The sequence below is a fragment of the Streptococcus sanguinis SK49 genome, assembly GCF_000212815.1.
GTDB classification, from domain to species: Bacteria; Bacillota; Bacilli; order Lactobacillales; family Streptococcaceae; genus Streptococcus; species Streptococcus sanguinis_C.
The window spans coordinates 1,457,251-1,484,202 of sequence record NZ_GL890985.1; the positions used below are offsets into that span (position 1 = coordinate 1,457,251).

Below are 26,952 nucleotides of genomic sequence, written 5' to 3' on the forward strand. Positions count from 1 at the left end.
TTTATCTCAATTGCACTCAGTCCTCTTATTAGAGTTTCTCAAGTAGGTCAACTAGAACATATATTCTGCTTACTTATCCTCCTCCAAAACCCTCACTTCTTCACCCTCCACAAGCACAGCTTGGCGATTATTGAGGGGAAACAGATTCAGCTGGTCGCTGTATGTATCCAGAGTCGCTTGGGCACTTTCGACAAAGGGTTCTTCGCCAAGATGAGGCAGGACATAAAAATCCACCTCGTTTAGTGCCTCTGTATCATTCAGTTCTGCTGCAACCGACTTATCGTCCATAATCTTATTATAGTCAATGTCCTTGGCTGTGATGATAGCACCCGCAGATTCGCCCACATAAACCATTCCATCTGCAATCTGCTCTTTTATCAAGGATAGAAGCTGCTTTTTCTTTAGTTCTTGCAGAAGGTAAAAAGTATTGCCACCAGAGACATAGAGGAGTTTGCTTTGGAAAATTTTGGCCTGAGCTGTCTCTCTATCACAAGCTGAAATATCTAAAATTTCTACTTGAAATCCCAAGTCCGCAAAGGTCTGCTGGGCTTCGTCAATATAACCCCTGTAGTCTTCTACATTTCCAGCCGTCGGGATAAAAAGCACATGTTTGCCCAATTGCTTTTCAGATACATATTGTCTGAACAAGTTCTTGACTCCCCCAAAATATGAACATAAAAATAATTGTTTCATAGGATACCTCCTTATTTTTTTCTAATTTCATAAAGAATCCATTGGCCCTTTTTTTGACTATCGATGAGATGTAAATCCAAGTCTGTCAAATAGTTTTCCAGTTTTTCTTGCTTTGTAAAGTCTGGTAGGTAATAAGCTAATTTGCTCCATTCACATGCCAGTAAGATGATTCCATCTGGCTTAAGAATCCGCTTAAGTTCTAGGAACGCCCGAGTTAAATCCGACCAATGAAAATGAGTCTGAAAGGCTGTAATCAAATTCTTTGATTGGTATATTAGGTAAAGAAATGCCAGAATAATCAGAAGGCCAATCATTGCTAGATAAATCATCTGTCTTCCCCCTCATATCTTCCGCCATAAAGCTTTTTAGCTTTCTCTGTATAGTTCTTAATAAACTCCGTTTTCGCCTCTGTATAGGCATCACGGTTGTGCTCATATTGCTTCCACAAGGACAGCTTGAGCCTCTCATAGTCTTTAGCTACAGCAGGGTGCTCCTGTAAATAGTCTCTAAAGTAAAGTTCATCATGATCACCCTCATAGCGCAGATGAAGATGGAAAACCCGCTCCGCAAAACCACTCGGTGTGTAGCCTTTATTGAATGACATCCGCCCTTGGCTTTCTGACATGAGCAGATAACCATTTTGCAGCAGCAAGTCTCTCCTTACCGCCATATCTGTTTCTTTGGGAATTTCCAGCAAGATATCCACTATTGGCTTAGCCCAGATGGTCTTTACCGATGTCGAACCGATATGACTAATCCGAACCAGCTGATTTGCAGGCAAAAAACTCAAGAGCTGAAGCCGCTCCTCATCATACCAGTCTTTCCACTCAGCCTGATGCTCTCTTAAAAAAATCGGAAAAAGCTGCCACAACTCCTCGAGTGACATTTCCTCTAAAGATGGAATCATAAGCACCTCCTTAGATAATTTATATATATTATACCAAAAACAAGTTTATGATTGTTTTAAAATATTTTAGAAATCTTTCTGTAACACAAACGTAACTTTTTCTTGAAAAACTATTTAATTTATAGTAGAATGAAATCGGATACATATCCAGGGAGAAATATTATGAACAAATTTAGGACTAAAAAAAAGTATTTTATAATTCTGTGCCTTCTTTTTATTATTTCGCAAATATTTGCAACACCAACAATAATTGCAAATCAGAATAAATCAGAACCTATTCAAACGCTTCATGAATCTGATGAAAATGAAATTGGCACTCTATTTTTTACTGGCTCCTATCAACTTAGACTAGGTAAAAAAGATAAATATGGAAGAGCAACTGCAGCCCATATCCAACTACAATATCAACATCAACCTAAGAAAAAACGCGAAGGAAGGTTAACCTATAATCCGGTAGGATGGCATAATTATAAGTTTTACTATGGCAATGGTAAGCAAAAGACCTGGCTCATGAATAGAGGACATCTCATTGGATATCAGTTCAGTGGACTTAATGATGAGGGACGGAACTTGGTACCTTTAACAGCTTGGCTCAACACTGGAACTTTTAAGGGAACGGATGAAAACAATTCCGACAGTATGCTATACTACGAGAAGCGATTAGATCAATGGTTGGAAGCTAATCCAAATAATTGGCTCGACTATAAAGTTACACCAATTTACCATGATGATGAGCTATTACCTCGTCAGATTGAATTACAATTTGTAGGATTAGATATGTCAGGTAATATTGTCAGCATTCATTTAGGTGGGAAGGAATCTATTGACCAGGATGGGATGTCACATGTCCTTCTAGACAACCTCTCTCCAAATGCTGAACTAAACTATCAAAAAGGGACAGCAAAGAATACTATGGATCAAAACAGTTCTAATTCTGCTGCCTCATCCGAGAACTCTTCTGCTTCAATTCCATCTGAGTCAAATACTAATTCTTTAACATCTACTGAACAAGAAAAAACTGTCTATGTTGCAAGACAGGGAACAGCCCAAGCCTACTGGTATGATATTAACCGTATGCCTTCAAATACTAATTTTGATAATGTGGTAACTATGACTGAATCACAAGCTATATCCCAAGGAAAACATCATTCATCCAAAGAGTAAAACAAAAAGTTAGGGAAGAACTTCCTAACTTTTTTACCAATAAAGACAGCCGTAAACAAGCAAGACTGCAATCATACTGAAAAGCGAGCCAATTAGGTAGTATTCAGCAAAGGACTGGCTTTCTGAAATCTTATTATAGCGGGCAATAGACTTAGCTGTAAAAACTAGCCCAATGGCAGTAAACTGCCCGAAAATAAGAGAAAGTCCCATAATCAAGCGCTCTAATATCCCAATCATGGCTCCAGCCCCCGCAATAGTCTCTCCGCTGTCTTCTCCTGCCTGATACTTACTGAAGAAGAGTTTAAAGAGGATATTAACCAGCTTACCAGTAAGGGCGAAGAAAAAGAGAGCCTGCAGCATGAGGTAGCGCCCAGACAGCCAATTAGTTGCTGGAATTTGCTGCTGACCTAAGAGAAAATAAAGAGCAAAAATGCTAATCAGATGCAAGACCTGATCCAGTATAAAGGCAAACTTTTGAGCATGATGGCGGACAATCGATGAATTCAGCCTATTCTTCAAGAAGTCAATAAGCGCATGACTGAACCAGACCAAGGCGAAATATAGCAGATAATTAGGTAAGATGAGCCCCAAGAGCAACAAGGGCAGCAGAACAATTCCCAAATGGAGAATTAAGAAATTCATCCGCCGGCTTTTAAGGTCAGCCATTTTCTGACTTTGAAGCTGAAAATCAGCTAGTACATGAGCCAGCAAAGTCAACACAAGAATCGGATTCTGCATGAAAAATTCTGAAAATCCTATAAAATTTGTCATTCTTCAACCTCCTTTGCTGCCTTTAGAATCATTCTCATAGCTAAACGGCGATTTCTCAGATAAATCTTCAAACCAGACGACTTGAGCCGCTTACTAAGCGCACTGGGACTAATCTGCAACAGCTCTGCTATTTCTCCATGAGAAAAATTCTCATCATAGATATATTCCATGAGCATCCGCTCCAGAACCTCTCTCTGACTGGCATTCCACTTGCTCTGGATAAATGAAGTAGCTGCCAGCACCGTATTGACCTCCTGACTGACCTCTTCATCTCCCAAGGATACAGCTATACGGCTGCTGCCGTAGTCGTTCTTCTCATGAATAGCCTCAATGGCTGCGCGGGCCCTCCAGTAGGCCGGACCGTCCGCACCAATACTCTGCTCCCGATTGATATCCGTCACAATCTCCCCCAGACCAAGCCCAAAGCGAATCGGATGAGGAAAGCCCAAGGCAATCTGATCAAGGAGCTGCATAATCTCTGGATTAGGCCGTAGCAAAGCCTGAAACTCATCTCCAGTCGTTACTGTAAAGGGCGACACCAGATAATCCTGATAATCCTGATTTAGCACCGCCATCATGTCCTGCAGGTCCTTCTGCGCCTGCTTGCGATTTTTCAGCTGTTTGGATTCTATTAAATCTCCAATAAGAGCAATATAAAACATACCAAACCTCCTTTAAGTCCATTATAAAGGAAAATTTTAAAAATGTCTATTTAAACGGCAACTTTTTAGAATATCCATTGTAAAGGAAAGACTATTTTTTCTTTTTAGGTGCTGGTAAGGCAGAGTAGGCAGCTTCAATTAGATTACAGAGAAAAGCGGAATCTTCTACTTCTTTTATATGAAGCATTGGCTTTGCACCTGAATAAGGAGACTCATAAACCGGATTTTCAAAAAATTCCAGAACTGGCTGAACCGGCTTGATCAGCAAGCGATTGTCATAAATCCCACCAAATAAACGCCCCCGATAATAGAGCAAATATTCCCCCATCATCTTGCGAAAGCTGATTTCTTGACCTAAGCCCTGCAGCTGCTTCAGGATAAAATCCAAATATTCTTGACTAGATGCCATCGGAACACCTCCATGAATTGATACTTTATTATACCAAAAATAGACGGAGATTTCTTGACTAAGAGATTAACTCATCTCCTTCAATCCTTAGTCTGTCTATCCTCAAGTAAGCAAAAAAGCTAGAACTTACAAGTCTAACTCTTTTACTTATTATTTTTTTAAAAGTCCTTCCTTGACCAGATAATCACGCGCAACAGCTTCCGATTTTTTGCCTTCAATGCCAACTTGATAATTCATCTGGCTCATCTGGCTTTCCGTAATTTTACCAGCCAGCTTATTGAGAACACCTTCCAACTCAGGGTGTTTTTCTAGCAATTCAGCCTTCAGGAGAGGCGCCCCTTGATAAGGAGGGAAAAGGTGCTTATCGTCTTCTAAAACTTGTAAATCATAACGCGCAAGTTCTGCGTCAGTCGAATAGGCATCCGTAATTTGAATATCACCCGACTGGATAGCTTGGTAGCGAAGGGCTGGTTCCATGGTTGATACATTGAGATTCAGTCCATAGACAGACTGGAGTCCCTTGTTTCCATCTTCACGATCGTTAAACTCTAGGGTAAAACCCGCTTTGAGCTTATCCTGAACTGTCTTAAGGTCAGAAATGGTTTTAAGATTGTATTCTTTGGCGATACTCTTGGGAACTGCAATTGCATAGGTATTCTGATAGGCCATGTGATTGAGTAAGACTAGATTGTCCTGTTTTTTGATTCCATCACGTGCTGCTTCAAAAACTTCTTCAGCATCATTGCTAACCTTTGGAACAGACTGCAAGAGAGTTCCAGTAATCGTACCGGTAAACTCAGGATAGATATCAACATCACCTTTTTTCAGAGCTTGATAAAGGAAGTCGGTCTTCCCAAAATTAGGTTTGACTGTCACAGTCATATCCGTATTTTCCTCGATGAGAAGTTTATACATATTCATGAGAATTTCTGGCTCTGGACCCAATTTCCCAGCAATAACCAGATGTTCCTTCTCCTGCTTGGGAATTAGACTGGGTGTGTAAGAAGCGCCTAATCCGAGGATTAAGACCGCAAAAGCTGTAAATACCGTTCGAAGCTTAGCCTTTTCCATCCATTTAAGAAGACTGTTGAAAAGAATAGCCAAAACTGCAGATGAAATAGCTCCAATCAAGATCAGGCTGGCATTGCGACGGTCAATTCCTAGAAGGATAAAAGAACCTAGTCCACCAGCTCCGACAAGGGCTGCCAGAGTTGCTGTTCCGATAATCATAACCGTTGCCGTCCGAATTCCAGAAACGATGACGGGCATAGCTAGAGGCAGTTCAAACTTTTTGAGTCGCTCCCACTTGGTCATCCCAAAGGCGATTCCGGCTTCTTCTAAACTAGGATCAATCCCATTCAAAGCCGTGACAGTATTTTCTAAAATCGGGAAAATAGCGTAAATCACCAGAGCAGTCAGTGCTGGTAGTGTACCAATCCCCATAAGGGGGATAAAGAGTCCCAGCAAGGCCATTGAAGGAATGGTTTGAAAGATTCCTGCAATTTGCAGCACCCAATTGGCTGTCTTTTTGTGACTATGAAGATAGATAGCGAGCGGAATGGTCAGGAAGATGGCCACTAGTAAGGTCAGAAGAGACAGCTGGAGATGTTGCCCTAAGGCTGCCAACCATTCGCCAAAGCGCTCCTGAAAGGTAGAAAACAAATTAGCCATGTTGAACACCTCCAAATAAATCTGCTACGAAGCTGGTCGCAGGTGCAGATAAGATTTCCTCAGGTGTTGCCACTTGACGAATCTCCCCGTCCTGCAGAACAGCAATCCGATTCCCCAACTTTAAAGCCTCATCCGTGTCATGGGTCACAAAGATTGTTGTCATCCCAAACTGGTCATGGATACTCTTGGTCAAGCTCTGCAATTGCTTACGAGAGATAGCATCAAGAGCTGAAAAAGGCTCGTCCATCAGCAGGATTTTGGGTTGGGCGATAATGGCACGGACAATGCCCACCCGCTGCTGCTCACCACCAGACAGCTCACTCGGCATACGCTGAGCATAGTCTTCTGCAGGCAAGCCCACTAGCTCCAACAATTCATCAGTCTTCTGCTGAATATCTGCCTTGCTCCATCCTTTCATTTCAGGAATGAGAGCAATATTTTCAGCCACCGTTAGATTTGGGAAGAGGGCAATAGCCTGTAAGACATAGCCTGTAGAAAGGCGTAGCTCACGCTCATCATAGTCCTTGATCCTCTTATCATCCATATAGATGTTTCCATCTGTTGGCTCTAAAAGACGGTTAATCATCTTGAGCATGGTCGTCTTACCGGACCCAGAAGGACCCACTAAAACCATGAACTCACCATCCTCAATCTGTAAGTTGACATCTCTCAAGACATCCTTTTCTGTATAGCCTAGCGCTACATTTTTATATTCAATCATTCTTTGTCCTCAATTTAAAACTTCCCTCGATTCGTCAAGTCTTCTACCTTAGGCATGACTTCTTTATTGTCCCAATGTTCCACAATCAAGCCATTCTCCAAACGGAAGATGTCATACTGGGCATAAGCCACCCCATCGATCTGAGTCTGCCCATAGCTAACCACATAGTTTCCTTGCCCCAAAAGCTGGAAAACAAAATCAAAAGTAACCCCGTGCTCAGCCACATAGTTTTTATAAGCAGCACTTCCTTGTCCAATCTCATGACTATGCTGAATCAAATCGTCTGCCACATAATCACTCCAATGCTCTAGTTCGCCGTTTTGAAAGATTTCCGTCAAGAAACGACGAACTGTTTTTTTATTTGCTACCGTCTTGTCCAAATCCGTGATTTCAAAATCTCCAAAAATCTGATCTAACTGTCCATTTTCTGGAGCGCGATAGTAGTCAATCACATCCCAATGCTCCACGATGCGTCCATTCTCATCCGCACGGAAAGTATCCGTCGTCACCCATTGCGCTTCCCCGCCATTGAGAAATTGATGGACATGGACAAAGACTAGATTACCATCCTCAATGGTGCGAACAATCTTCATCTCACGATCGGGATGGCGCTCAAAGAAATTTGCAAAGAAAGCCGCAAAACCTTCTTTCCCATCTGGCACACCTGTCGAGTGTTGAATGTAGGTATCCCCTACAGACTGAGCTTGAGCCTCGGCAACATGCCCATCTTGAATGGCGTGAATGTAAAGATTTTGTGCATTTTCAACTTGTTTTGACATGATCTAATACTCTTTTTCTTTCAAATTTTCTAAAATACGTTCCTGATAACTTTCAAACTGGCGAATTTCATCCTCTGAGAAGCCTTTATAAAAAATAGCATCCAATTTTTGACTGATACGATGGCCAACTTCTTTCTGGGACCAACCTTGCTCCGTCAACTTGACATATTTTTTTCGCTTGTCTAAACCACACTGACTAAAGGTCACCAAGCCCTGCTCTTCCAACTTTTTCAGCATAGTCGTCAGCGTATTATTGGCAAGTCCCGTCGCCAGCGCAATGTCTGTCGCCGTCGCACAGCCTGTCTCGCTATTCCATAAAACCGTGAGAATCTTGCCCTGTTCACTCCTATAAAGAGCTTCTGGATCTTGGCTCAGTAACTTTTGAAAAATCCGCCCATTCAACAAACGAATATGATAGGCTATCAAATGACTGTCTTTCATACTTCCTCCAATTTATTTCTATGTCGAATCGTTTTTTATTAATTGTAACATCTAGAATTACATCTGTCAAGAATTTTATTCGATTTGGAAATAATTCTAAACTGGGTAAAGATTTTAAACTCAAAGTTCCAACTAAAAAGCCCAGTGTAAAGAGGATATAAACCTCTCTCACACTGAGCTTCTTTTTTATCTTAGTAATATTCACCCTGACGGTAATCCCATGAGTTGAAAGTATCGGACAGGTGCATCATGATTTTATCGATATCCAAGCCTTTGCGGATAACCACAGGCGCTGGTGAGATGGAACGTTGACCACCTTGTTCTGGAATCAGTTTTCCGTCCTTGTCAACCATAGAGACCATAACACCTTGCTCGTAGCGAGTTTCAATGGTCTTGTCTGGCTGGATAGAGGCTACATAGTCATCTGCTTCAATGACCAAATCAACAGCATTTTCGATACGCTCGCCAATTCCTTCTACCTTGCCGCGGTTTCCTTTACCAGATGGATTGGCTGAGGAGGCATAAACCATCTTGCCTTCTTCCCAAAGCTTAGCTGCCAGCTGCTCTCCCGCCTTACCAAACTTAATAACAAAACAGCTAGTGCCACGAACATCTGTCATCAGCTCTTCCCGACCGTCGCCAAAGGCCTTGAGCTTTTCAAAAGCTTCTGGCTTCCATGGTAGGATACAGCCCAAGAGGATGTCTTCATCCCAATGCTTTTGATAAAAAGCTTCAATTTCCGGATTCAGCTGAGCCAAAGCACGGAGCTCATCCATACTGCCACAGAGGACAACACCTGGCTTATTACGGTTACGAGCCTTAGCTTCGAACTTACGCTCCAAGCCAGCTTTATCGCTGGTCATGATGATGTAACCCACCTTGGTCGGGCAAACGATACAGCCGCCATCGCCTTTCAGGATGTCATAACCTTCTTGTGAAAGCTGTCCGTTCCATTGAATATGTTTTGTCATAAGTTTCTTCCTTTTCTATTAAATTAAGATTTATTTTACCATATATTTTTATCGGAGACAAGGTTTTTTCAGAATTTTCTCAATATAGCAAAAATAAGGTTACTGCCAATAAGATGGACGATTTTTTTCATATTCTGCAATCAAATCCTCATACTGCAGCGTAATGCCAATGTCATCCAGACCGTTGAGGAGCTTGTGCTTCCATTCTCCATCAATGTCAAAGGAGAATTCCCCCACCGGTGAAAAAATCTTCTGCTGCTCCAAATCCACCGTCACTTGATCCGTCGGCTTCAGATTAGCTAAGGCTTGCCGGACTTCCAGCGGCTGGACAATCGGCAGCATACCGTTATTAAGCTCATTATTGTAGTGAATATCTCCAAAAGATCCAGCAATGACTACCTTGAAGCCATAGTCAGCCAAGGCCCAGGCGGCATGCTCCCGAGAGGAACCCGCTCCGAAATTATCCCCTGTAATCAGAATAGTTGCCTTGCGGTACTCCGGTCTATTAAAGACAAAATCAGGATCTTCCGTGTACTGATTGTCCAGATAGCGCCACGCGTACATGAGGTACTTGCCAAAGCCTTTTTTATCAATCAACTTGAGAAACTGCTTGGGTAAAATTTGGTCTGTATCGATATTATCGTTCATGAGAGGAACCGTTGTCCCCGTGTAGATTGTAAATTTTTCCATAAACCTTCCTTACTGGACCTCCGGTAGCTGGCGGACGTCTACAAAGCGACCGGCAATGGCTGCCGCTGCTGCCATGGCTGGACTGCAAAGATGTGTCTTAGCTCCAAATCCCTGCCGATCCTCAAAGTTCCGATTGCTGGTCGAGGCACAGTGAACTCCGTCTGGCACCTTATCTGGATTCATTCCCAGGCACATGGAACAGCCCGGATCGCGCCACTCAAAGCCTGCATCCATGAAAATTTTATCCAGTCCCATCTTTTCAGCAGCCCGCTTGACCGGACGAGAGCCCGGTACGACGATAGCTGTTAGATTGGGAGCAATATGCTTACCAGCGACAAACTTAGCTGCCAGCTGCAAATCGCTGAGCCTGGCATTGGTGCAGGAGCCGATAAAGATATAACCTAGGTCAATATCTTCTGCTTTCTTACCAGGGGCGAGGTCCATGTAATTATAGGCCCGCTCATCGTTCATATCACGGATTTCTGGGAAAGCCGCGCCAAACTCTACCCCCATAGAAGGATTGGTTCCCCAAGTCACCATAGGTGCAAGCTGGGAGACATCAATCTCAATGACCTTATCATAGACAGCATCAGGATCACTGACCAGAGTCTTCCAATCGGCTACCGCCGCCTCAAAGTCCTTTGGAGCGCCCGGCCGCCCTTGAACATAATCATAAGTCTTCTGGTCGGGGTTCATAATGCCCATCTTAGAGCCAAACTCAATGGACATATTGCAGATGGTCATGCGCTCTTCCATGGTCAGATGGTCAATCGCATCACCAGCATACTCGACCACATGACCGACACCTGCAGCCACACCATATCGGGCAATCAGTGCTAAGATAAAGTCTTTAGAATAGACACCTTTAGGTGGCACCCCAGTAAATTTGACCAGCATTTTCTTAGGCTTGACCTGCCAAATGGTCTGCGTCGCAAAGACGTGCTCTACCTCTGAAGTACCGATTCCAAAAGCAATGGCTCCAAAAGCTCCGTGAGTGGCCGTGTGACTGTCACCGCAGACGATGAATTTGCCCGGCTGGGTCTTGCCTGTTTCGGGTCCAACCATATGGACAATCCCCTGCAGTTCCGATCCGTGAGCCGCGTGTTCAATGCCAAAATCCTTGACATTCTCAGAAAGTTTATCAATCTGAGCCTTGGAAATCACATCCCGAATATCATAGATATTGACCGTAGGAACATTATGGTCAAAGGTCCCAAAAGTCAAGTCCGGCCGTCTAACTTTGCGCCCTGCATCTCGAAGGCCTTGAAAAGCCTGAGGGCTGGTTACTTCATGAATATAATGCTGATCCACATACATAAGCTGGGGCTGACCTTCTTCACCAGTTATCAGATGCCTTTCCCACAGCTTATCAAAAATCGATTTTCCAGCCATACTAGCTTCTCCATATGTAATATAAAATTCCAATTTCCACTATTATTCCGCAAATCCAAGCCAGCCAGAAATACCATTTTCTGGTCTTGTGATGAAAGAGGCGACCGCCTAATAAAGCGCCCAAACCTCCGGCTGCCAATGCTGCCAGGAGCAAAGTCTTCTCTGGAATGCGGTAGTGATTTTTCTTAGCCTTACGCTTATCCCAGCCATAAAGCAGGAAAACGACAAGGTTCCAAAGTAGGCAAATACCTGTTAATATCCATTTCATAAATTATTAATAATTGACTCCGTCATTTGAGCTGTCCCTGCCTGACCACCCAAATCTCGGGTTAAGATACCCTGAGCCAAAGTCTTCTCCACCGCTGCTTCAATCGCTTCTGCAGCTTCAACCTCTGCAAAACTATCCCGCAGCATCATGGATACAGAAAGTATCATGCTGATAGGGTTGGCAATGCCCTGCCCCGCAATATCTGGAGCCGAACCATGGATGGGCTCGTAAAGACTTGGTCCAGATGCCGAATGACTGGCCGATGGCATAACTCCCAGCGTCCCTGACAAGACACTGGACTCGTCGGATAGAATATCGCCGAAGAGATTTTCCGTTACCACAACATCAAACTTAGCAGGATTGGTAATCATGAGCATCGCAGCGCTGTCCACCAGCTGGTGCTCCAAGGTCACATCTGGATAATCCTTGGCCACCTCATTTGCTACTCTGCGCCAGAGTTTAGATGTCGCTAGCACATTTTGCTTGTCAATACTGGTCACGCGCTTTCTGCGACCACGCGCAATATCAAAGGCTTTACGGACAATTCGTTCCACCTCTTCATAGCTGTAGTCGTTGATATCGCGCGCTGATTTATCCTCCAAAATATGCTCACCAAAGTAAATCCCACCAGTCAGCTCACGCACGACCACGAAGTCCACGCCAGCAATTCGCTCTGCCTTCAAAGGCGACAAATGCTTAAGAGCATCGAAAATCTTAACTGGGCGGATATTGGCATAGAGTTCAAGCTCCTTACGCAGAGCGAGCAAGCCTTGCTCCGGTCGAACTGGGGCATTATCATACTGGGGACTGCCAATAGCTGCTAGGAGAATAGCATCCGCCTTCTTGGCCGCTTCTATAGTAGACTGAGGCAGAGGATGACCTTCCGCATCAATACCAGCACCCCCAAAAGCTTTCTCCGTGATATGATAAGTAAAACCGAACTTGTCCGCAACAGCAGCCAGCACTTGGAGACCGGCTTCCATGATTTCTGGACCGATACCGTCACCCGCTAGAGCTACAATTTCTTTTGTCATAGTCGCTTCCTTCTAATTATTTGCAGGCAGATCGCGGTAGGATACCTGATGGCCGATTTCACCCGCATTTTCCTTTTGCACAAAGGTGTTGGCATGGATATAGGCAATGGCGCTGGCTTTAAGAACATCAAAGTCAATACCAGAGGAGTTGAAAATCGTATCTGTATCCGTATTTTCAACAGCTACCAAGACGCGAGCCTGAGAATCAATACCGTCCGTTACCGCTTCAATGTTATAAGACAAAAGCTGGACAGATTGGTTAAAGAATTGGTCAATGGCATTAAAGATGGCTTCGACGCTTCCCTTACCTTCTGCCACACAGCTGACCGTCTCGCCGTCACCATTAACCAGCTGCACATCTGCCGTGATGGTATGGTCGTCGTTGGTCGTCAGCTGCAGATCATCAAAGTGGAAGCCTTCAGGATTTTCGACGGTCGTTCCAGCAATCAGAGCCCGAATATCAGCATCCGTGACTTCATTTTTCTTATCAGCCAAGACCTTAAACTTAGCAAAGAGATCATTGATTTCAGATTCTGCAAAGTCCAGAGCTAATTCTTTAAGTTTTTCGACAAAGGCATGGCGGCCAGACAGCTTGCCAAGCGGCAGCGAATTGCTCTTAACCCCAACCAGCTCAGGTGTGATGATTTCATAGGTCAGTGGATTCTTAAGAACGCCATCCTGATGGATACCAGATTCATGAGAGAAGGCATTGCCACCAACGACCGCCTTGTTCTTAGGCACTGGAATACCTGAGAAGCGGGATACCAGCTCTGAAGTGTTGATGGTTTCATTAAGGACAATGTCTGTCTCAACTTGGTAATAATCCTGACGAATCTCTAAGGCAACTGCTACTTCTTCCAGCGCTACATTTCCTGCCCGCTCACCGATTCCATTGATAGTCCCCTGAACACGACCAGCTCCGTGCTTGATAGCCGTCAAAGTATTGGCCGTTGCCATGCCAAGGTCATCATGGCAATGAACACCAAATACCACCTTATGATCAGAAGTCACATTTGCCACTAGGTAGTCGAAAATATTTGCAAACTCTTCTGGCGTGGTAAAGCCGACTGTGTCTGGAATATTGATATAAGTTGCACCTGCATCAACCGCTGTTTGTACCACCTGAAAAAGGAAATCCAGCTCTGTTCGTGTCGCATCCTCTGGTGAAAACTCGACTATATCAAACTTGGAGCGCGCGTAGGAGACATGCTCTTTCACAGCTTCTAAAATCTCTTCCTTGGACTTTTTCAGCTTGAACTCTCTGTGAATAGGACTGGTCGCAATGAAGACATGAATCTGTGGATGCTTGGCATCCTTGAGCGCTTCATAGCAGGCGTCAATATCGGACTTGACCGAACGCGCCAGCCCAGTAACCGAAGCTTTTGTGATGACTTTAGCAATCTCCTGCACAGCCGCAAAAGAATCTGGACTCGCAGCAGGAAAACCAGCTTCAATGACTGAAATCCCCCACTTCTCTAACTGCTTGGCAATAGCCACCTTCTCCTTGACAGAGAAATTCACTCCTGGTGTCTGCTCACCATCCCGGAGGCTGGTATCAAAAAACTCAACTTTGCGTGTCATAGACAACTCCTTTTCTAAGATACATAGACCAATTAGGAAAAAATCTTCCCCAACTTCTAGGTCGTGTTCAATGACTGAGACGGTATGAGACAAATTGATTTCAGAAAAATCAAGATGTAGCCCCACTCCCGTCGCTCCTTTAGAAACCATTTCTTCCTCACCAAAGTTTGAGGTAAGATAGGTGAAATAAAAAACATCTCACTTGAGGAACAAGCGAGATGTTGATTTACTCCCGCTTGGTAAGCCAAACAGGACTAATGCTTTTGCACTAGCCCGAGTAACGCAACAACAAAGCAAAGTTTGAAGATTGGGTTGACTTCATGTTTGACTAACTCCTTTTTGAGATGGTTTCTTATTGTTTAGTATTTTAACACAGTATCATAAACCTGTCAAGAAAAAGTCGATATTTTCTGAAAATTTTTAATATGCTGGATTATTTTGGGGGATTTAAAACTGTAAATACGAGAAAAAGGAAGTAAGGTAAGTCTCACTTCTTCTATTTTTCAGCAATCGTAGCATAGTTTATTTACTCACTTCATCCAGCTTATTCTGAAAGCGTCTGTTCTCCTGATAGCGAGCTTCTAGAACATCGTCTATGCGCTTTTTGTATTGCTGATGGTATTGATCCAGATTATCCTCTATTTGAAAAATATAAGGTTGAGCCGCTGTCAAAGGAACCTCTCTACATGCATAAGAAATTGCCTCTAAGAGTTTGTTCGTCTCTCTGTCAAACTTATAGTAGTATGTATCTAAGTCTGTCTCTACTCGCTCAAACTCACGCATTTTTAGAGCATGTTCATCTTCCAGTTCCTGAAGCTTCTTTTTATCCAGCATTGCCTCACCTCCTATCCCTTAATCGGGCTATCCAAAGAAGGCATCTGCATCGTCTGAGTTAGATGAGTTTCAGCAGCTTGCGCTGCCTTCCCTTCAAATCCACCCTTAATATCATTGACATAGTTAGTAGAAGCATAATTTTTCATATCCAAAGCCGCCGCCTGTAGCTGAGCTGCCAGATCTAATCCTTTTGCAAGGATAAGCAGCTCTTTGGCCACTATCAAAGCCTTGATAGCCTGCCTCTCCTGCTCCTTCATCTTTTCTTTAAACTGTCTCTCTAACTCCACTCTAGTTACGAGCGCATCATCATTTGGTATAAGCATTTTCAATAACCCTCCATGATCCTTTCACATCTGCTAAGAGATTATTGAAATCCTCAGCTTGCTGAGTATCGACTGCTGCAAAATCTCCACTTGCTCTGACCAAAGTCGTTCCCAACTGTTCAATCTCTGTCAGGAATCCTTTTGCGGATGTGTTTGTATTTGTTTCAACCGAATCGTCCCAGTAGTGCTTTATATCGAAATCAATCAATAAACTCTCCACTTCTGAGTCGCTCAAATAAGTAGCAAGACCGAATGCCTCTGTTCTTGCGTCATTAATTATCTTTTGCACAGATTCCTTGGCATCCGACAATAAGGTTTTGACATGCTTAACTTTATCTTCTATTTCAAAGATAGCCAACTGAGCTGCAGTCTGAAGGAGACGAGCACGAACTAAAATTCTCTCTTCACCTGTAAGATTGCCATTTCCAAGCTGTTTCTGATAGCTTGGAATCATCTTCTTGTCCCACTTAATCGACTCTCTACGCGCTTCATCAATGATTGCTTGATAATCCCGCTTAAATTCATAGAAAGCAGATGTAGAAATACCTGCACGCGCAAAATTTGCTGTTCCAAAAGAAGAAACGTCAACAACAGCATTCATGAATTTTATCGCCTCATCATCAGTCAAACCTTGCATACGAAGCAAATCTAAAAATTTCGCTTCTAATCGCGCAAGCTTCTCTCCAGCTCTCAGAAGCTCTGGATGAAAATCTTCTGAAGCGACTAAAAATCCACCCTTGCCGTCTGCCTGAAAAACACCAAAATCATGAGCACTATCAGACATAAAGTCAAAGCGAGTATAATGAAGAGGCACAACTATATGAGCTGTTCCCAATTCCTTACGAGTTGGCTTTTCTCCAGGTTTCTCTAAATTATAGATTGTATTTTCACGATTGAGCATACTAACAATATCAAAAGGATTGACATAGTATTCTAGTTTTGCGCTAATCGCTTTAATCCTATCATCATCAACTCCCATTTTTTTCAAACTATCGGTAGTATCCGGTCCATCGAAAAGAACGACCTTTCCAATTTTATCAAATTCTTGTTGGCTCAGATTAGCTATTCCTTGAACTGTCACCATCGTCCCCAGCGAGTGGGCTGTAAGATCCATCGTAGCTTGGGGAGCTTTCTCGCTCATTTCTGCAATGGTGGCTTTCATTCCCTCTGTTGCTAGTCTAGCCTGAGGTATATGCGAATCAAATAAAGCAAAATTAGCATCATTAATAAGCCAGTCATTCAGATTTAAAGGCTTAATTCCTTCTTTCTTAACTCTCTCAGTATTGAAACCATCACTACCTCGAATAGCCATATAAGTATGCTTTGTATCCTTACCTAAGGTCGGTGTATCTGTTAGAAAATATGCATTAAAGCCAACTCTCTCATTAGTTAAACGACCTTTCTGGTAAGGTCCTAAACCTGCTTTCTCTTTATAATCAGCAATTTTCTTATCATTATCATCCAAAAAGGGTAAATCCAATCCCTTTTCAACATGCAAATCTGGATCTGGCTGCAGGTAAACTTTCCCATCATTATCGAGTTTCTTACCTCCAGGGGTGATTTCTTTCCCATACACAACATCTTGGGAAAAATCAAAAGGAATGGAATATCCACTATCTAATTTTTTTTGCCTATCCCGTGTAAGTGAATTATATGGGAATTTTATAGGTCTTCCTGTATAAGCAGACTGTGCTAAATCTGCATAAAAATTATCAAATGTTTTTAAATTGCTATTACTCAAAAAGCTCACCTCTTAGACTTAATCCATTACTTAGTCCCATATAGTGTAAATCGGCTTTCCCATCCTTTATGGGAATTGTAACATTCCAACCAGATTCTTCAATATTATTAAATGTTCCATAAACATCAATAATATCACCTCCGCCTTGCGGTGTTCCATTTCCTATCTGATCCCATTGTGTTTGTTCCCAATCAATTTGAACTGATTCTATCTTTGAATTTTGAGATTTAACAAACTCCTTAATCTCTTCTTCATGCTTTTTAAGATAAGCTAGCTGTTGTTCACGCGGATCTTGCTCTTCCTTTTTCCCCTGCTTGGTTCCATGTGTAAACAAATTTTTATTTTGAAGTGTCATAATTGTCCCTCCTATGACCAGAGAAGCTATTACTGCTGCCACAGATAGAATCGCTATTTGTTTTTGTTTCATCTTCTAGCCTCCTTGTGCATAATAATAAGTTACTATTATTATATCATGAATGCATTAAAAAAATACTTTTGAAAAGTATTCTCGTTAAATTAGAAATTGGCTGACTGTGCTAAATCAGCATAAAAATTATCAAAGTTTTTTAAATTGCTATTACTCAAAAAGTTCACCCCCAATACGTAAAGGACTACCAATTCCAATAGAATTAATTAGAATTTTTTCATCTTCAATTCTAATAATAACACTCCAGCTTGATTTTGCCATATTATTAAAGCCTCCATAAACCTGAACAATATCACCTCCACCTTGAGGCGTTCCATTTCCTATCTGATCCCATTGTGTTTGATCCCAATCAATTTGAACAGTTTCTATCTTAGGATTCAAAGACTTAATATACTCCTCAATATCTTTCTTATGTTTTTTGAGATAAGCTAGCTGTTGTTCACGCGAATCTTGCTCTTTCTTTTTCTCCCGCTTAACTCCGTCTGTAAACAAATTTTGATTTTGAACTGTCATGATTGTCCCTCCAATAACTAGAGTAACGGCTATCGCTACAATTGATAGAGTAGCTATTTTGCCTTTTTTCACCATCTGTCCTCCTTGTGAATAGAAGTTACTATTGTTATATCATGAAAGCATAAAAATACTTTTGAAAAGCATTCTAGTTAAATTAGAAATTGGCTGACTGCGCTAAATCAGCATAAAAATTATCAAATGTTTTTAAATTATTATTACTCATATTTGTCCCATCCTCCATTTTTTAATACACTAGGTGGATTTAGCATACCAATTAAATCTATCGAAGGGATAGCATTCTCATTTTCTAGCGGAAAATCTACTGTAAAATCAGAATCTTTTATATGATTGAAAGTTCCTTTCAACGATAGATTAAAACCCGCTCCTTGAGGAGTCCCATTCCCTATTTCTTCAACAATTAAACTATCCCAAATAAGCTGAACTGATTCAATCTTTGAATTTTGAGATTTTACAAACTCTATAATTTCCTCCTCATGCTCTTTCAAATAATCCAATTGCTTTTCACGCGGATCTTGCTCTTTCTTTATCTCCTCCTCGGTTCCATGTGTAAACAAATTTTTATTTTGAACTATTATAACTATTCCTCCAATAACTAGAGTAACAGTTAGCGCTAGAATTAACAGAGTCGCTATTTTACTTTTTTTCTTCATTTATCCTCCAAAGTAAAGAGAAGTTACTATTATTGTATCATGAATGCATTAAAAAATACTTTTGAAAAGTATTCTGTGAAGTATGAAATTTACAAACTGCGCTAAATCTGCATAGAGATTATCAAAGTTTTTAAAATACTGTTACTCATAAATTCTACCACCTACTCGCAATGGGCTTCCTTGCGTCATAGTATCAAAAACAATTTTTTCATTTTTAATTCTAAACATAACCTGCCATGTCGATCCTTCTATGTTATTGAATCCTCCTCCAACTATTACTACCTCGCCACCTCCTTGCGGTGTTCCATTTCCAACTTCTTCCCACATGGTTTCATTCCAATCAATTTGGACCGTTTCTATCTTTGAATTTTGAGATTTTACAAACTCCTTAATCTCTTCTTCATGCTTTTTAAGATAAGCCAGCTGCTTTTCATGCGGTTCTTGCTCTTCCTTTTTCTCCTGCTTGGTTCTATCTGTAAACAAATCTTTATTTTGAACTATTATAATTGCACCTTCTATGACTAGAGAAGCCATTACTGCTACCACAGATAGAATCGCTATTTGTTTTTGTTTCATCTTCTAGCCTCCTTGTGCATAATAATAAGTTACTATTATTATATCATGAATACAGTAAAAAAATACTTTTGAAAAGTATTTTAGTTAAATTAGAAATTGGCTGACTGCGCTAAATCTGCATAAAAATTATCAAAAGTTTTTAAATTACTGTTACTCAAAAAGCTCACCTCCTAATCTTATACCATTGCTGATACCCATGCTTTCTAAATCAACTTTTCCATCTTTGATCTCTATTAGAACATTCCAGTCTGAATCTTTTAAATTATTAAATTCACCAAATATACTCACAACTTCCCCTCCGCCTTGTGGAGTTCCATTTCCAACATCTTCCCAGCGCGTTTGATTCCAATCAATCTGAACTGATTCTATCTTTGAATTTTGAGATTTCACAAACTCCTTAATCTCTTCTTCATGCTTTTTAAGATAAGCAAGCTGTTTTTCATGCGGATCTTGCTCTTTCTTTTTCTCCTGCTTAGTTCCGTCTGTGAACAAACTTTTGTTTTGAACTGTCATAATCGTCCCTCCTATGACCAGAGTGGTTGCTATCGCAAGAATAGCTAATCTATTTTTTTTCATTATTTATCCTCCAAAGTAAAGTGAAGTTACTATTATTTTATCATGAATGCATTAAAAAATACTTTTGAAAAGTATTCCGTAAAATATGAAATTTATAAACTGCACTAAATTTGCGTAGATATGAAAGTTTTTTAAATTACTCTTCGTCAAATCCTCTTCCTCCTACACGAAGCGGACTCCCACTTCCAATTCCTTCAATAAAATCTTCTTCATTGTTCTTTCCTTCTTTTATGTAGACCAAAACACTCCAACTTGAATCTTTGATATGATTAAAACCACCAAAAACTCGAATAACATTACCTCCACCCTGCGGTGTTCCATTTCCTATTTCTTCCCAACGTGTTTCTTCCCAAGCAATTTGAACAGACTCCACTTTAGGATTTAAAGATTTCACAAAATCTTCTATTTCTTTTTTATGCTCCTTCAAATAGGCTAGCTGTTTCTCTCTTGGACTTCTTAAATCGAAAATTCCGTCAGTGAATAAATTTTTGTTTTGAACTATTATAGTTGCACCTATAAATACAAGTATCAGCAATGCTACAAATAACGTACTTTTGATAGCCTTCATCTCACATCCTCCTTTCAACTACTGACATTATTATAGCATGGATGGGTTTATGACCTCACTCTCATACTTATTATTAAACCCCAAAGTAAAAGAATTATCATAAAATATTCCCTATAAACACACTATCATTACTTACTATATAACTTTCCTTTTTCTAGTATTCTCAAATATTTAGTCTTTCTAAATTGTCCAGACAGGAGCAAGAGTAAGAAACAATACCATATCACAATCGTCAAAAATAAAAGTAGGAAACTGCCAAATAGAAGATAAAGCCACGAAAAAACAGCTGAAATCAAGGCAAAGAGGAAAATGAGAGCATAGGTTTTAAGACCGTTGGATTTTTGGGTGGCAAAATAGTCTCTGGGCATCTCATAAGGCACTACTTCAACTACTGATTTCTCCCTTCTATTTTTAAACTGGTAAAGAGCTAGTAAAAGCATGAAAATGAAGGAAAAAAGTAAAGGGAACAAACCTCGTACAGTCAAATTCTCCGTTAATACATACAGGCCATAAGAAAAACCAGCACTCGGTAGAAAAATCATTGGAAAAGACACACTCTTCCCTACAAAAAGCTCATTTCGCTTGATATCATAAAATACAGTCCTTTTGACATTTCCTTGATCTGCTCCAAATTCGATAAAATCAGACAACTTCCTTGTAACTGCCAATGCTGACTTTGGTTCTTCATGCACCTCATCTTCAATGATCTCTAACTGACCAAAAGCATTCAGTTTCCACGAATCTTCCTTAGGCAGAGAGTGTATTCTCCCTTCAAGATGTTCTTGAATAAACTGCTGGAATTGACGATTCTTCCACTTACTTCCAATCAACTTCAGTGTTACTTTTTGGCCGCTGCCATTTGGGGTCAATGCTTTTCCTACAATAAATAAGGGCCATTCATAACTGCCGCGATAAAGGTGTCTCTTCTTACCGAAATAAAATGTAACCGAAGAAAGAGGAAAGCGATAGCATTTAAAATTTCGGAAAACAAGCAAGTCTTGGCCATCAAACTCTATTCTCCCCATAAAAGCAAAAGCCATCCATCCTACTGTAATTAATAAAACAACTGACCCTGAGAAATATAAAAAATTTGCCAACAAATTACCATCTAAAAAGAGGTTGAAAAGACTTACGATAATCATTAAGCTGAAAATACTAATCAGACCAATTCCTTTTAGTGTATATACCACAATCGATGTTTTCTTTCTCAATTCTGCTCCCTCTCTAAAACTTCTACAAATACTATTTTGCTCATTAGAATCCTACAAGGGTTACATCGCCTCTGATAATTCAACTTTGAATCGAAAAGGCATATAACTTTTTTAAAGTGAAAATACTTATTAAATTCTGTCTGGTTTAGAATAGCCTATTCACTCTTTCCCTATTGTTTCAGAGTACTTCACTTTTAAATTCCCCATATTTTCTTTTGAATAGCGCTGACTTCCCTCTTTAAACCAAATATCTAGAAAATAGGTGTAGAGAATTTGATCAGATTTTTCTGCCAACCAAGCCTGATCAATATCATAATCCTTCAGATAGTCCAAAATCTCCTCTTTTGACACTAGACTCTTACGTGGAGGCTCCTCCCCTCCAATAGAGCGATAAATTTCATCTGCTGTCCTGACATAGCCCCTATTTTTAGATTCATTAATAAAAGCTTGAACAGTAAAATCCGAAACTTTGGAGAAAGCAATGGAGACATTTTCTTTAACGAAACCGTTCTCATATACATAGTCAATGTTGAGATAAGTATCTCCTGATAACTTTTTACTATATAGAACAGCAAGCAAACCATCGGAATTGATATATAGCTGCAAATCTTCATCATCTGCTAACCTAGGTTTTTCCCGATGATAATATATCCGGGCCGGCTCACCTACATATGCCGTATTACTTTCTATAATCTTACTCATGACTGGCAAACCAAGAATATTTTTGTAATGAACGCTCGCATAATAGATTTCATCAATTGGATTTTTTAGTGAGTCATAGTCCCGATATCTTAGAAAACCAAAGACACAGATACCTACTACAAGGAGGGTGAAGAGACTTAGGATAATTTTTTTTATATTAGTTTGCTCCTTCTGTGATCAAATCATTGCATTGTATCTCCTAATACCATTAGGGCCGGAAGAAGCAGAAAAATAAGTATCTATCTTTCATCCTATCCTCCTCTCACTTCTCTTCCTTAAATATCACTTTCCCCTGTTCATACTTCCGCACAGCTAAGAGCCAACGGATAGGATTGTTTTGGAATAAGAGTAGTACGACGCTAATTGGAATAATCGTTGCTCCGATTGGTACCATGAACATAGACGGCTCAAACCATTCATGTTCATAGTAAGGAATGAAGGTTGCAGGTATGACAAGGAACACAGCAATAACCAGACAGAACAAAAGAACAAGGATAACAAATAGATACAAGATGATTTTATCGACTGTTGGTTTCTTATCTGGAGATTTTCTCCAAAACGTACTTCTTTCAACTGCCTGTTTAAACTGCTCTTCACTTGCTGGAACGACAGACTCGACCCCACTGTAGAAGAGTTTTTCGAATCCATAAACACTTCCGATAAAAACGAAAAGGATTGCGGCTATATGGATAGGAATCATCCACTCACTCAATCTAAAGGGCGCTATCAAGGAACGAATCCAAATACCGATGATAGCAACTAGCACGAAAGCAAAGAAGAGAACCCAAGGCCACTTGGATTTCTTTGAACTGATGACACCTTCGGTGTCTGAAACGGTGCTAGATTCTGTCGCTAATGCCTCTCTTGTCCTTGTATTATAGTACACGGATTGCAGACTTCCTTGCCCTATATAAATGATTTTTCTCAAATTCTTTCTATTTATCCTTCTTTCTATATTATTTTTTATTTTAATAAATACAATCCATTGGCATTCAGCAACTTCATCTCCTCACATACTGAATGCCTCGGAAAAGGAGAAAGGCTGTTAGAATCAGGGAAACAAGCCAGATGGTCTTCAGGAGGTAAAATTGAATCAGATAGGTAGAGATGATGGCTCCAACTACAAAGCTTGCCAGTAGGGCTACAAAGAAAAGGCCTTCTTTCAAATCTTTCGCTTTCTTGTTTCGAGCATAGTTGCCAAAAGCTACCATGGTTTTCTTGATATTCCCCGTCATAAAAGAATTGTTATAGACAATGCCATCCACCTCGCCAAAAGCGGTCGCAACTAGGCCCATACAGAAAGCCAGTGGTGGCACGATATAGAGATGGGGTACATTTGCTGGCAAAAATCCAGCGATAACTGTTGTCAATATCAAAGGGAAAACACTGGACAGCCTGCGCCAAGAATGCTCAAAATGATGCTGAAAAACGGTCATCAGAAAAATACCCAGCATAAAGGCTAGCATAGTTGCCAATTTTACTTCGATTCCTCTTGTCTCTTGATTGATAAGCTCAACTGAAAGGAAAACGACATTTCCCGTCTGCCCTGCCACCAAGGTGCCTCCCCTCTCAATGAAAGTATAGGCATCGATAAATCCTGCACAAAAGGTCAAGAGGCAGGCAAAAAATTTTGAACGAGAGTGAAACTCTCTTTTTACAAATTGTTTCATAAATCACCTACAAAATAAGGGAGTGACCAGACTCCGAAATTCCTAGATTTCAGTCCGTCCACTTCCCCTTGCTAGATTAGATTTCAAAAATCTTGCAGCTACTGCGATTCGCCAGATTTACAGCTATTTATTTTCCTAAAATGACAGAGCTAGAAAGCTGCCTGTCCTAGCCTTCTCTGGCTTCCTTAAGGATTTTTTCAATCTTGGTCGTAATCAGGTCAATAGCCACCTTATTAGAAGCTCCCTCTGGAATGATAACATCCGCATAGCGCTTGGTCGGCTCGATGAACTGATGGTACATAGGCTTAACGACACCCAAATACTGCTCAATAACGCTATCCAAACTGCGGCCACGCTCTTCCATGTCCCGCTTAATCCGGCGGATAATCCGAACATCATCATCTGTATCCACAAAGATCTTAATATCCATCAAATCCCGCAGTCGCTGGTCCTCCAAAACCAAAATCCCCTCAACGATGAACACATCCTGAGGATCCTGACGATAGGTCTTTTTGCTGCGGGTATGCTCCGTATAGTCGTAAGTAGGAATATCCACTGGCCGACCAGCCAAGAGCTCCTTGATTTGCTCAATCATCAGGTCCGTGTCAAAGGCAAAAGGATGGTCATAGTTGGTCTTCACCCGCTCCTCAAAAGTCAGATGCGTCTGATCTTTATAGTAGGAGTCATGCTCAATCATGGCAATATTTTCGTTTGGAAAATTAGCCAAAATTGCTCGAGAAACACTGGTCTTTCCGCCTCCGGAACCACCAGTCACACCAATAATAATAGGTCTATTTTGCATTATAAGCTCCATCTCTTGTTATCTTATCTATTTTACCGCAATTCATGTTATAATGAAAGAGCTAAAATAAAAAAAGTACATGCTTAAAAATAGAAAAAAGGAGGTTTTTATGCTCAAACTTGGAATCATCGGAACAGGTTCTATTTCTCATGAGTTCATCAAGGCTGCTCACTCAACAGGCGACTATCAGCTGGCAGCTGTTTACTCTCGGACTCTGGCTTCTGCTGAGCGCTTTGTGCAAAACTATGAAAATACAGCCGTCTATACTGAAATGTTGGAATTTCTATCGTCCGATATTGATGTCGTTTATATCGCCAGTCCCAACAGCCTGCATTTCAAGCATGCCAAGGTAGCTATTCTGGCTCGTAAACATGTCATTGTCGAAAAGCCAGCTGTCTCCCGTTCCAAAGAATGGCGTGAATTGGTCAAGCTGGCTGACGAGCACCAAGTCTATCTCTTTGAAGCTGCCCGCAACTATCATGAGCAGGCCTTTGATACGATCAGTGATTTTCTCAAGGACAAGACCGTCTTGGGAGCCAACTTCACCTATGCCAAGTATTCTTCAAAAATGCAGGCTCTGCTTGCGGGAGAGCAGCCCAATGTTTTCTCTGCTAAGTTTTCTGGCGGCGCTTTGATGGATTTGGGTGTCTATCCTGTCTATGCGGCTATCAGACTTTTCGGCCATCCGCGCTTCGCTCGCTACAGCGCCCAGCAGCTAGCCAATACGATTGATTTAAATGGAGCCGGCTGTCTCATCTATCCAGATTTTCAAGTTCAGATTCAGGCCGGTAAAAATATAAACAGCAATCTGCCTGCAGAGATTTACACAGATCAGGGAACTCTGACTTTAGACGGGATTGAATTTATCAGCTCTGCTATTTTCCAAGGTCTGGACGGTCAAGAGGAGGTGCTGCCTATCAAGCTCGCTTCCCACACCATGCTGGAAGAAGCTCAGGCTTTCGCGCGAGTGCTCAAGGGTGGACAGGATGTGGCTTACGAGAAATGGTTGGATGCGGCAGCGGCTGTTCATGAAAGCTTATTTGCCATGCACAAGGACGCTGGCATTAGATTTGAGGTTGATGATGATTAAGGAACAATTTCCCCCGAGCTGGCGAAATCAGCTGGCTCAGTTAGGCTTTGAAGATTTGACAGCTATTCAGGAGAAGATGTTTGATTCTATTTCTGCAGGCGATACGGTGCTGGGAATCAGTCCAACTGGTACTGGTAAAACTCTGGCCTATCTCTTTCCAAGTCTGCTTAGACTAACACCTAAAAAAGCCCAACAACTCTTGATTTTAGCTCCTAATACTGAGCTGGCTGGACAAATCTTTGAGGTCTGCAAGACTTGGGCGGAGCCTTTAGGACTGACTGCCCAGCTACTACTCTCCGGCTCCAGCCAGAAGCGACAGATTGAGCGCCTTAAGAAAGGTCCAGAGATTATCATCGGAACGTCTGGGCGGATTTTCGAGTTGGCCAAGCTCAAGAAAATCAAGATGATGAATGTCGAAACCATCATTTTGGATGAATTTGACCAGCTGCTCAGCGATTCTCAGTATCACTTTGTAGATAAAATCACCCACTATGCGCCTCGTGACCACCAGCTGGTATATATGAGCGCCACCGCTAAGTTCGACCACGATAAGATTACTGAAAATACCCTAGAAATCAGCATTGACGACCAAGTTTTGGACAACATCCAGCATTTTTACATGCAAGTCGAAAAACGTGATAAGGTGGACTTGCTCCGCAAATTATCCAATGTTGAAGAATTCCGTGGACTGGTCTTTTTCAACGCTCTATCAGACCTAGGAAGCGCCGAGGAAAAACTCCAGTATCGTGAAGCCAATGCTGTTTCACTGGCCAGCGATGTCAATGTTAAGTTCCGCAAGGTGATTCTGGATAAGTTCAAAGAACACCAGATTACTCTCCTGCTAGCCACTGACTTGGTTGCTCGCGGCATTGATATTGACTCACTAGAATGCGTCGTCAATTATGAGCTTCCGCGCGATTTAGAAACCTATACCCATCGCTCTGGCCGAACCGGCCGCATGGGCAAGGAAGGCTATGTCATCACCCTCATCAGCCATCCTGAAGAAGTGAAAACTTTGAAAAAATACGCTTCCGTTCGTGAAATTGTATTAAAAAATCAAGAACTTTATGTAACGAGTTAAACTAAAAAAGCTT

32 protein-coding genes and 1 pseudogene are annotated in these 26,952 nt (G+C 41.4%); 3 read left to right on the forward strand and 30 right to left on the reverse strand.

All coding sequences use genetic code 11. The features are described from left to right. Positions 1-69 precede the first annotated feature (69 nt). The 3 genes and pseudogenes from HMPREF9380_RS03970 to HMPREF9380_RS03960 form a co-directional block, all read right to left on the reverse strand. Entirely contained in the window at positions 70-693 is a 624-nt protein-coding gene (locus tag HMPREF9380_RS03970; protein ID WP_002933973.1) for a Type 1 glutamine amidotransferase-like domain-containing protein, read from the reverse strand. An 11-nt stretch (positions 694-704) separates the two neighbouring features. After that, a pseudogene (locus HMPREF9380_RS03965) lies at positions 705-953 on the reverse strand (methyltransferase domain-containing protein); the annotation flags it as partial. 65 nt (positions 954-1,018) lie between these two features. Beyond that, entirely contained in the window at positions 1,019-1,600 is a 582-nt protein-coding gene (locus HMPREF9380_RS03960) for a GrpB family protein (RefSeq protein WP_002933977.1), read from the reverse strand. Positions 1,601-1,762: 162 nt separating this feature from the next. Here HMPREF9380_RS03960 and HMPREF9380_RS03955 point away from each other — a divergent pair, with 162 nt between their 5' ends. Further along, positions 1,763-2,764: a DNA/RNA non-specific endonuclease gene (locus tag HMPREF9380_RS03955; RefSeq protein WP_032907424.1), complete on the forward strand. Its 1,002-nt coding sequence runs from the start codon at positions 1,763-1,765 to the stop codon at positions 2,762-2,764. Positions 2,765-2,797: 33 nt separating this feature from the next. Here the strand turns inward: HMPREF9380_RS03955 and HMPREF9380_RS03950 are convergent, their stop codons facing one another. The 27 genes from HMPREF9380_RS03950 to udk form a co-directional block, all read right to left on the reverse strand. Then, the gene (locus HMPREF9380_RS03950; protein WP_002933979.1) at positions 2,798-3,535 is read right to left on the reverse strand and encodes a DUF3307 domain-containing protein; all 738 of its coding nucleotides are present in this window, start codon (positions 3,533-3,535) and stop codon (positions 2,798-2,800) included. Continuing rightward, positions 3,532-4,197: a SatD family protein gene (locus HMPREF9380_RS03945; RefSeq protein WP_002933981.1), complete on the reverse strand. Its 666-nt coding sequence runs from the start codon at positions 4,195-4,197 to the stop codon at positions 3,532-3,534. The genes HMPREF9380_RS03950 and HMPREF9380_RS03945 overlap by 4 nt, the downstream gene beginning before the upstream one ends. A gap of 91 nt (positions 4,198-4,288) precedes the next feature. Beyond that, complete coding sequence (locus tag HMPREF9380_RS03940) at positions 4,289-4,606, reverse strand: TfoX/Sxy family protein (RefSeq protein ID WP_002933982.1); 318 nt, start codon at positions 4,604-4,606, stop codon at positions 4,289-4,291. 150 nt (positions 4,607-4,756) lie between these two features. Next, positions 4,757-6,277, reverse strand: a complete 1,521-nt coding sequence (locus HMPREF9380_RS03935; RefSeq protein ID WP_002933983.1) for an ABC transporter permease/substrate-binding protein — start codon at positions 6,275-6,277, stop codon at positions 4,757-4,759. Continuing rightward, positions 6,270-6,998, reverse strand: a complete 729-nt coding sequence (locus tag HMPREF9380_RS03930) for an ATP-binding cassette domain-containing protein (RefSeq protein ID WP_002933984.1) — start codon at positions 6,996-6,998, stop codon at positions 6,270-6,272. Before HMPREF9380_RS03930 ends, HMPREF9380_RS03935 begins: the two co-directional genes overlap by 8 nt. Before the next feature lie 14 nt (positions 6,999-7,012). Then, entirely contained in the window at positions 7,013-7,777 is a 765-nt protein-coding gene (locus HMPREF9380_RS03925) for a nuclear transport factor 2 family protein (protein WP_002933985.1), read from the reverse strand. A 3-nt stretch (positions 7,778-7,780) separates the two neighbouring features. Continuing rightward, the gene (locus HMPREF9380_RS03920) at positions 7,781-8,218 is read right to left on the reverse strand and encodes a MarR family winged helix-turn-helix transcriptional regulator (protein WP_002933986.1); all 438 of its coding nucleotides are present in this window, start codon (positions 8,216-8,218) and stop codon (positions 7,781-7,783) included. Between the two features lie 191 nt (positions 8,219-8,409). Continuing rightward, positions 8,410-9,189: an L-threonylcarbamoyladenylate synthase gene (locus HMPREF9380_RS03915; protein WP_002897734.1), complete on the reverse strand. Its 780-nt coding sequence runs from the start codon at positions 9,187-9,189 to the stop codon at positions 8,410-8,412. Positions 9,190-9,288: 99 nt separating this feature from the next. After that, the gene (leuD, locus tag HMPREF9380_RS03910) at positions 9,289-9,879 is read right to left on the reverse strand and encodes a 3-isopropylmalate dehydratase small subunit (protein WP_002897735.1); all 591 of its coding nucleotides are present in this window, start codon (positions 9,877-9,879) and stop codon (positions 9,289-9,291) included. Between the two features lie 9 nt (positions 9,880-9,888). Beyond that, a complete protein-coding gene (leuC, locus tag HMPREF9380_RS03905; RefSeq protein ID WP_002933988.1) occupies positions 9,889-11,271 on the reverse strand; it encodes a 3-isopropylmalate dehydratase large subunit in 1,383 nt (460 codons plus the stop codon). 1 nt (position 11,272) lies between these two features. After that, entirely contained in the window at positions 11,273-11,539 is a 267-nt protein-coding gene (locus tag HMPREF9380_RS03900; protein WP_002933989.1) for a DUF1294 domain-containing protein, read from the reverse strand. Further along, positions 11,536-12,573, reverse strand: coding sequence for a 3-isopropylmalate dehydrogenase (gene leuB / locus HMPREF9380_RS03895; protein WP_002933990.1), 1,038 nt, complete (start codon positions 12,571-12,573; stop codon positions 11,536-11,538). Before leuB ends, HMPREF9380_RS03900 begins: the two co-directional genes overlap by 4 nt. A 12-nt stretch (positions 12,574-12,585) precedes the next feature. Continuing rightward, the gene (locus HMPREF9380_RS03890) at positions 12,586-14,154 is read right to left on the reverse strand and encodes a 2-isopropylmalate synthase (RefSeq protein WP_032907532.1); all 1,569 of its coding nucleotides are present in this window, start codon (positions 14,152-14,154) and stop codon (positions 12,586-12,588) included. A 522-nt stretch (positions 14,155-14,676) separates the two neighbouring features. Then, positions 14,677-14,988 (reverse strand): hypothetical protein, encoded by a 312-nt coding sequence (locus tag HMPREF9380_RS03885; protein WP_002933992.1) that lies wholly within the window; start codon positions 14,986-14,988, stop codon positions 14,677-14,679. An 11-nt stretch (positions 14,989-14,999) separates the two neighbouring features. Continuing rightward, complete coding sequence (locus tag HMPREF9380_RS03880) at positions 15,000-15,311, reverse strand: hypothetical protein (RefSeq protein ID WP_002900542.1); 312 nt, start codon at positions 15,309-15,311, stop codon at positions 15,000-15,002. Beyond that, positions 15,295-17,052, reverse strand: coding sequence for a DUF2974 domain-containing protein (locus HMPREF9380_RS03875; protein WP_032907428.1), 1,758 nt, complete (start codon positions 17,050-17,052; stop codon positions 15,295-15,297). The genes HMPREF9380_RS03880 and HMPREF9380_RS03875 overlap by 17 nt, the downstream gene beginning before the upstream one ends. Continuing rightward, positions 17,045-17,479: a hypothetical protein gene (locus HMPREF9380_RS03870; protein ID WP_002933994.1), complete on the reverse strand. Its 435-nt coding sequence runs from the start codon at positions 17,477-17,479 to the stop codon at positions 17,045-17,047. The genes HMPREF9380_RS03875 and HMPREF9380_RS03870 overlap by 8 nt, the downstream gene beginning before the upstream one ends. A gap of 150 nt (positions 17,480-17,629) precedes the next feature. Continuing rightward, positions 17,630-18,067, reverse strand: coding sequence for a hypothetical protein (locus HMPREF9380_RS03865; protein ID WP_002933996.1), 438 nt, complete (start codon positions 18,065-18,067; stop codon positions 17,630-17,632). Positions 18,068-18,207: 140 nt separating this feature from the next. Further along, positions 18,208-18,663, reverse strand: coding sequence for a hypothetical protein (locus HMPREF9380_RS03860; RefSeq protein ID WP_002934008.1), 456 nt, complete (start codon positions 18,661-18,663; stop codon positions 18,208-18,210). A gap of 141 nt (positions 18,664-18,804) precedes the next feature. Beyond that, positions 18,805-19,239 (reverse strand): hypothetical protein, encoded by a 435-nt coding sequence (locus HMPREF9380_RS03855; RefSeq protein ID WP_002917384.1) that lies wholly within the window; start codon positions 19,237-19,239, stop codon positions 18,805-18,807. Positions 19,240-19,389: 150 nt separating this feature from the next. Continuing rightward, positions 19,390-19,815 (reverse strand): hypothetical protein, encoded by a 426-nt coding sequence (locus tag HMPREF9380_RS03850; protein WP_002934010.1) that lies wholly within the window; start codon positions 19,813-19,815, stop codon positions 19,390-19,392. 136 nt (positions 19,816-19,951) lie between these two features. Next, the gene (locus HMPREF9380_RS03845; protein ID WP_002934012.1) at positions 19,952-20,383 is read right to left on the reverse strand and encodes a hypothetical protein; all 432 of its coding nucleotides are present in this window, start codon (positions 20,381-20,383) and stop codon (positions 19,952-19,954) included. Positions 20,384-20,511: 128 nt separating this feature from the next. Then, a complete protein-coding gene (locus HMPREF9380_RS03840) occupies positions 20,512-21,525 on the reverse strand; it encodes a hypothetical protein (RefSeq protein WP_002934013.1) in 1,014 nt (337 codons plus the stop codon). 228 nt (positions 21,526-21,753) lie between these two features. Continuing rightward, the gene (locus HMPREF9380_RS0111075) at positions 21,754-22,452 is read right to left on the reverse strand and encodes a TipC family immunity protein (protein WP_032907431.1); all 699 of its coding nucleotides are present in this window, start codon (positions 22,450-22,452) and stop codon (positions 21,754-21,756) included. Between the two features lie 106 nt (positions 22,453-22,558). Then, the gene (locus HMPREF9380_RS03835) at positions 22,559-23,224 is read right to left on the reverse strand and encodes a cytochrome b/b6 domain-containing protein (protein WP_002934015.1); all 666 of its coding nucleotides are present in this window, start codon (positions 23,222-23,224) and stop codon (positions 22,559-22,561) included. Positions 23,225-23,297: 73 nt separating this feature from the next. After that, a complete protein-coding gene (locus HMPREF9380_RS03830) occupies positions 23,298-23,966 on the reverse strand; it encodes a YoaK family protein (protein ID WP_002934016.1) in 669 nt (222 codons plus the stop codon). 166 nt (positions 23,967-24,132) lie between these two features. Continuing rightward, positions 24,133-24,768 (reverse strand): uridine kinase, encoded by a 636-nt coding sequence (gene udk, locus HMPREF9380_RS03825; RefSeq protein WP_032907433.1) that lies wholly within the window; start codon positions 24,766-24,768, stop codon positions 24,133-24,135. Between the two features lie 79 nt (positions 24,769-24,847). Between udk and HMPREF9380_RS03820 the strand changes: the two genes are divergently transcribed. Beyond that, positions 24,848-25,858 carry a Gfo/Idh/MocA family protein gene (locus tag HMPREF9380_RS03820; protein ID WP_002934018.1) on the forward strand — a complete coding sequence of 337 codons (1,011 nt, stop codon included), beginning with the start codon at positions 24,848-24,850 and terminating at the stop codon, positions 25,856-25,858. Beyond that, entirely contained in the window at positions 25,848-26,939 is a 1,092-nt protein-coding gene (locus HMPREF9380_RS03815; RefSeq protein ID WP_002934020.1) for a DEAD/DEAH box helicase, read from the forward strand. The genes HMPREF9380_RS03820 and HMPREF9380_RS03815 overlap by 11 nt, the downstream gene beginning before the upstream one ends. Positions 26,940-26,952 lie beyond the last annotated feature (13 nt).

Excerpts from the sequence above, each read along its gene's own strand:
- HMPREF9380_RS03885 (WP_002933992.1), bottom strand. The coding sequence starts at position 14,988 with ATGCTGGATAAAAAGAAGCTTCAGGAACTGGAAGATGAACATGCTCTA.
- HMPREF9380_RS03900 (WP_002933989.1), bottom strand. The coding sequence starts at position 11,539 with ATGAAATGGATATTAACAGGTATTTGCCTACTTTGGAACCTTGTCGTT.
- HMPREF9380_RS03855 (WP_002917384.1), bottom strand. The coding sequence starts at position 19,239 with ATGAAACAAAAACAAATAGCGATTCTATCTGTGGTAGCAGTAATGGCT.
- HMPREF9380_RS03945 (WP_002933981.1), bottom strand. The coding sequence starts at position 4,197 with ATGTTTTATATTGCTCTTATTGGAGATTTAATAGAATCCAAACAGCTG.
- udk (WP_032907433.1), bottom strand. The coding sequence starts at position 24,768 with ATGCAAAATAGACCTATTATTATTGGTGTGACTGGTGGTTCCGGAGGC.
- HMPREF9380_RS03815 (WP_002934020.1), top strand. The coding sequence starts at position 25,848 with ATGATGATTAAGGAACAATTTCCCCCGAGCTGGCGAAATCAGCTGGCT.
- HMPREF9380_RS03850 (WP_002934010.1), bottom strand. The coding sequence starts at position 19,815 with ATGAAAAAAAATAGATTAGCTATTCTTGCGATAGCAACCACTCTGGTC.
- HMPREF9380_RS03970 (WP_002933973.1), bottom strand. The coding sequence starts at position 693 with ATGAAACAATTATTTTTATGTTCATATTTTGGGGGAGTCAAGAACTTG.
- HMPREF9380_RS03845 (WP_002934012.1), bottom strand. The coding sequence starts at position 20,383 with ATGAAGGCTATCAAAAGTACGTTATTTGTAGCATTGCTGATACTTGTA.
- leuD (WP_002897735.1), bottom strand. The coding sequence starts at position 9,879 with ATGGAAAAATTTACAATCTACACGGGGACAACGGTTCCTCTCATGAAC.
- HMPREF9380_RS03870 (WP_002933994.1), bottom strand. The coding sequence starts at position 17,479 with ATGAAACAAAAACAAATAGCGATTCTATCTGTGGCAGCAGTAATAGCT.
- HMPREF9380_RS03920 (WP_002933986.1), bottom strand. The coding sequence starts at position 8,218 with ATGAAAGACAGTCATTTGATAGCCTATCATATTCGTTTGTTGAATGGG.
- HMPREF9380_RS03950 (WP_002933979.1), bottom strand. The coding sequence starts at position 3,535 with ATGACAAATTTTATAGGATTTTCAGAATTTTTCATGCAGAATCCGATT.
- HMPREF9380_RS03935 (WP_002933983.1), bottom strand. The coding sequence starts at position 6,277 with ATGGCTAATTTGTTTTCTACCTTTCAGGAGCGCTTTGGCGAATGGTTG.
- HMPREF9380_RS03930 (WP_002933984.1), bottom strand. The coding sequence starts at position 6,998 with ATGATTGAATATAAAAATGTAGCGCTAGGCTATACAGAAAAGGATGTC.
- HMPREF9380_RS03955 (WP_032907424.1), top strand. The coding sequence starts at position 1,763 with ATGAACAAATTTAGGACTAAAAAAAAGTATTTTATAATTCTGTGCCTT.
- leuB (WP_002933990.1), bottom strand. The coding sequence starts at position 12,573 with ATGACAAAAGAAATTGTAGCTCTAGCGGGTGACGGTATCGGTCCAGAA.
- HMPREF9380_RS03890 (WP_032907532.1), bottom strand. The coding sequence starts at position 14,154 with ATGACACGCAAAGTTGAGTTTTTTGATACCAGCCTCCGGGATGGTGAG.
- HMPREF9380_RS03865 (WP_002933996.1), bottom strand. The coding sequence starts at position 18,067 with ATGGTGAAAAAAGGCAAAATAGCTACTCTATCAATTGTAGCGATAGCC.
- HMPREF9380_RS03925 (WP_002933985.1), bottom strand. The coding sequence starts at position 7,777 with ATGTCAAAACAAGTTGAAAATGCACAAAATCTTTACATTCACGCCATT.
- HMPREF9380_RS03840 (WP_002934013.1), bottom strand. The coding sequence starts at position 21,525 with ATGATTATCGTAAGTCTTTTCAACCTCTTTTTAGATGGTAATTTGTTG.
- HMPREF9380_RS03880 (WP_002900542.1), bottom strand. The coding sequence starts at position 15,311 with ATGCTTATACCAAATGATGATGCGCTCGTAACTAGAGTGGAGTTAGAG.
- leuC (WP_002933988.1), bottom strand. The coding sequence starts at position 11,271 with ATGGCTGGAAAATCGATTTTTGATAAGCTGTGGGAAAGGCATCTGATA.
- HMPREF9380_RS03820 (WP_002934018.1), top strand. The coding sequence starts at position 24,848 with ATGCTTAAAAATAGAAAAAAGGAGGTTTTTATGCTCAAACTTGGAATC.
- HMPREF9380_RS03915 (WP_002897734.1), bottom strand. The coding sequence starts at position 9,189 with ATGACAAAACATATTCAATGGAACGGACAGCTTTCACAAGAAGGTTAT.
- HMPREF9380_RS03940 (WP_002933982.1), bottom strand. The coding sequence starts at position 4,606 with ATGGCATCTAGTCAAGAATATTTGGATTTTATCCTGAAGCAGCTGCAG.
- HMPREF9380_RS03830 (WP_002934016.1), bottom strand. The coding sequence starts at position 23,966 with ATGAAACAATTTGTAAAAAGAGAGTTTCACTCTCGTTCAAAATTTTTT.
- HMPREF9380_RS03960 (WP_002933977.1), bottom strand. The coding sequence starts at position 1,600 with ATGATTCCATCTTTAGAGGAAATGTCACTCGAGGAGTTGTGGCAGCTT.
- HMPREF9380_RS03860 (WP_002934008.1), bottom strand. The coding sequence starts at position 18,663 with ATGAAGAAAAAAAGTAAAATAGCGACTCTGTTAATTCTAGCGCTAACT.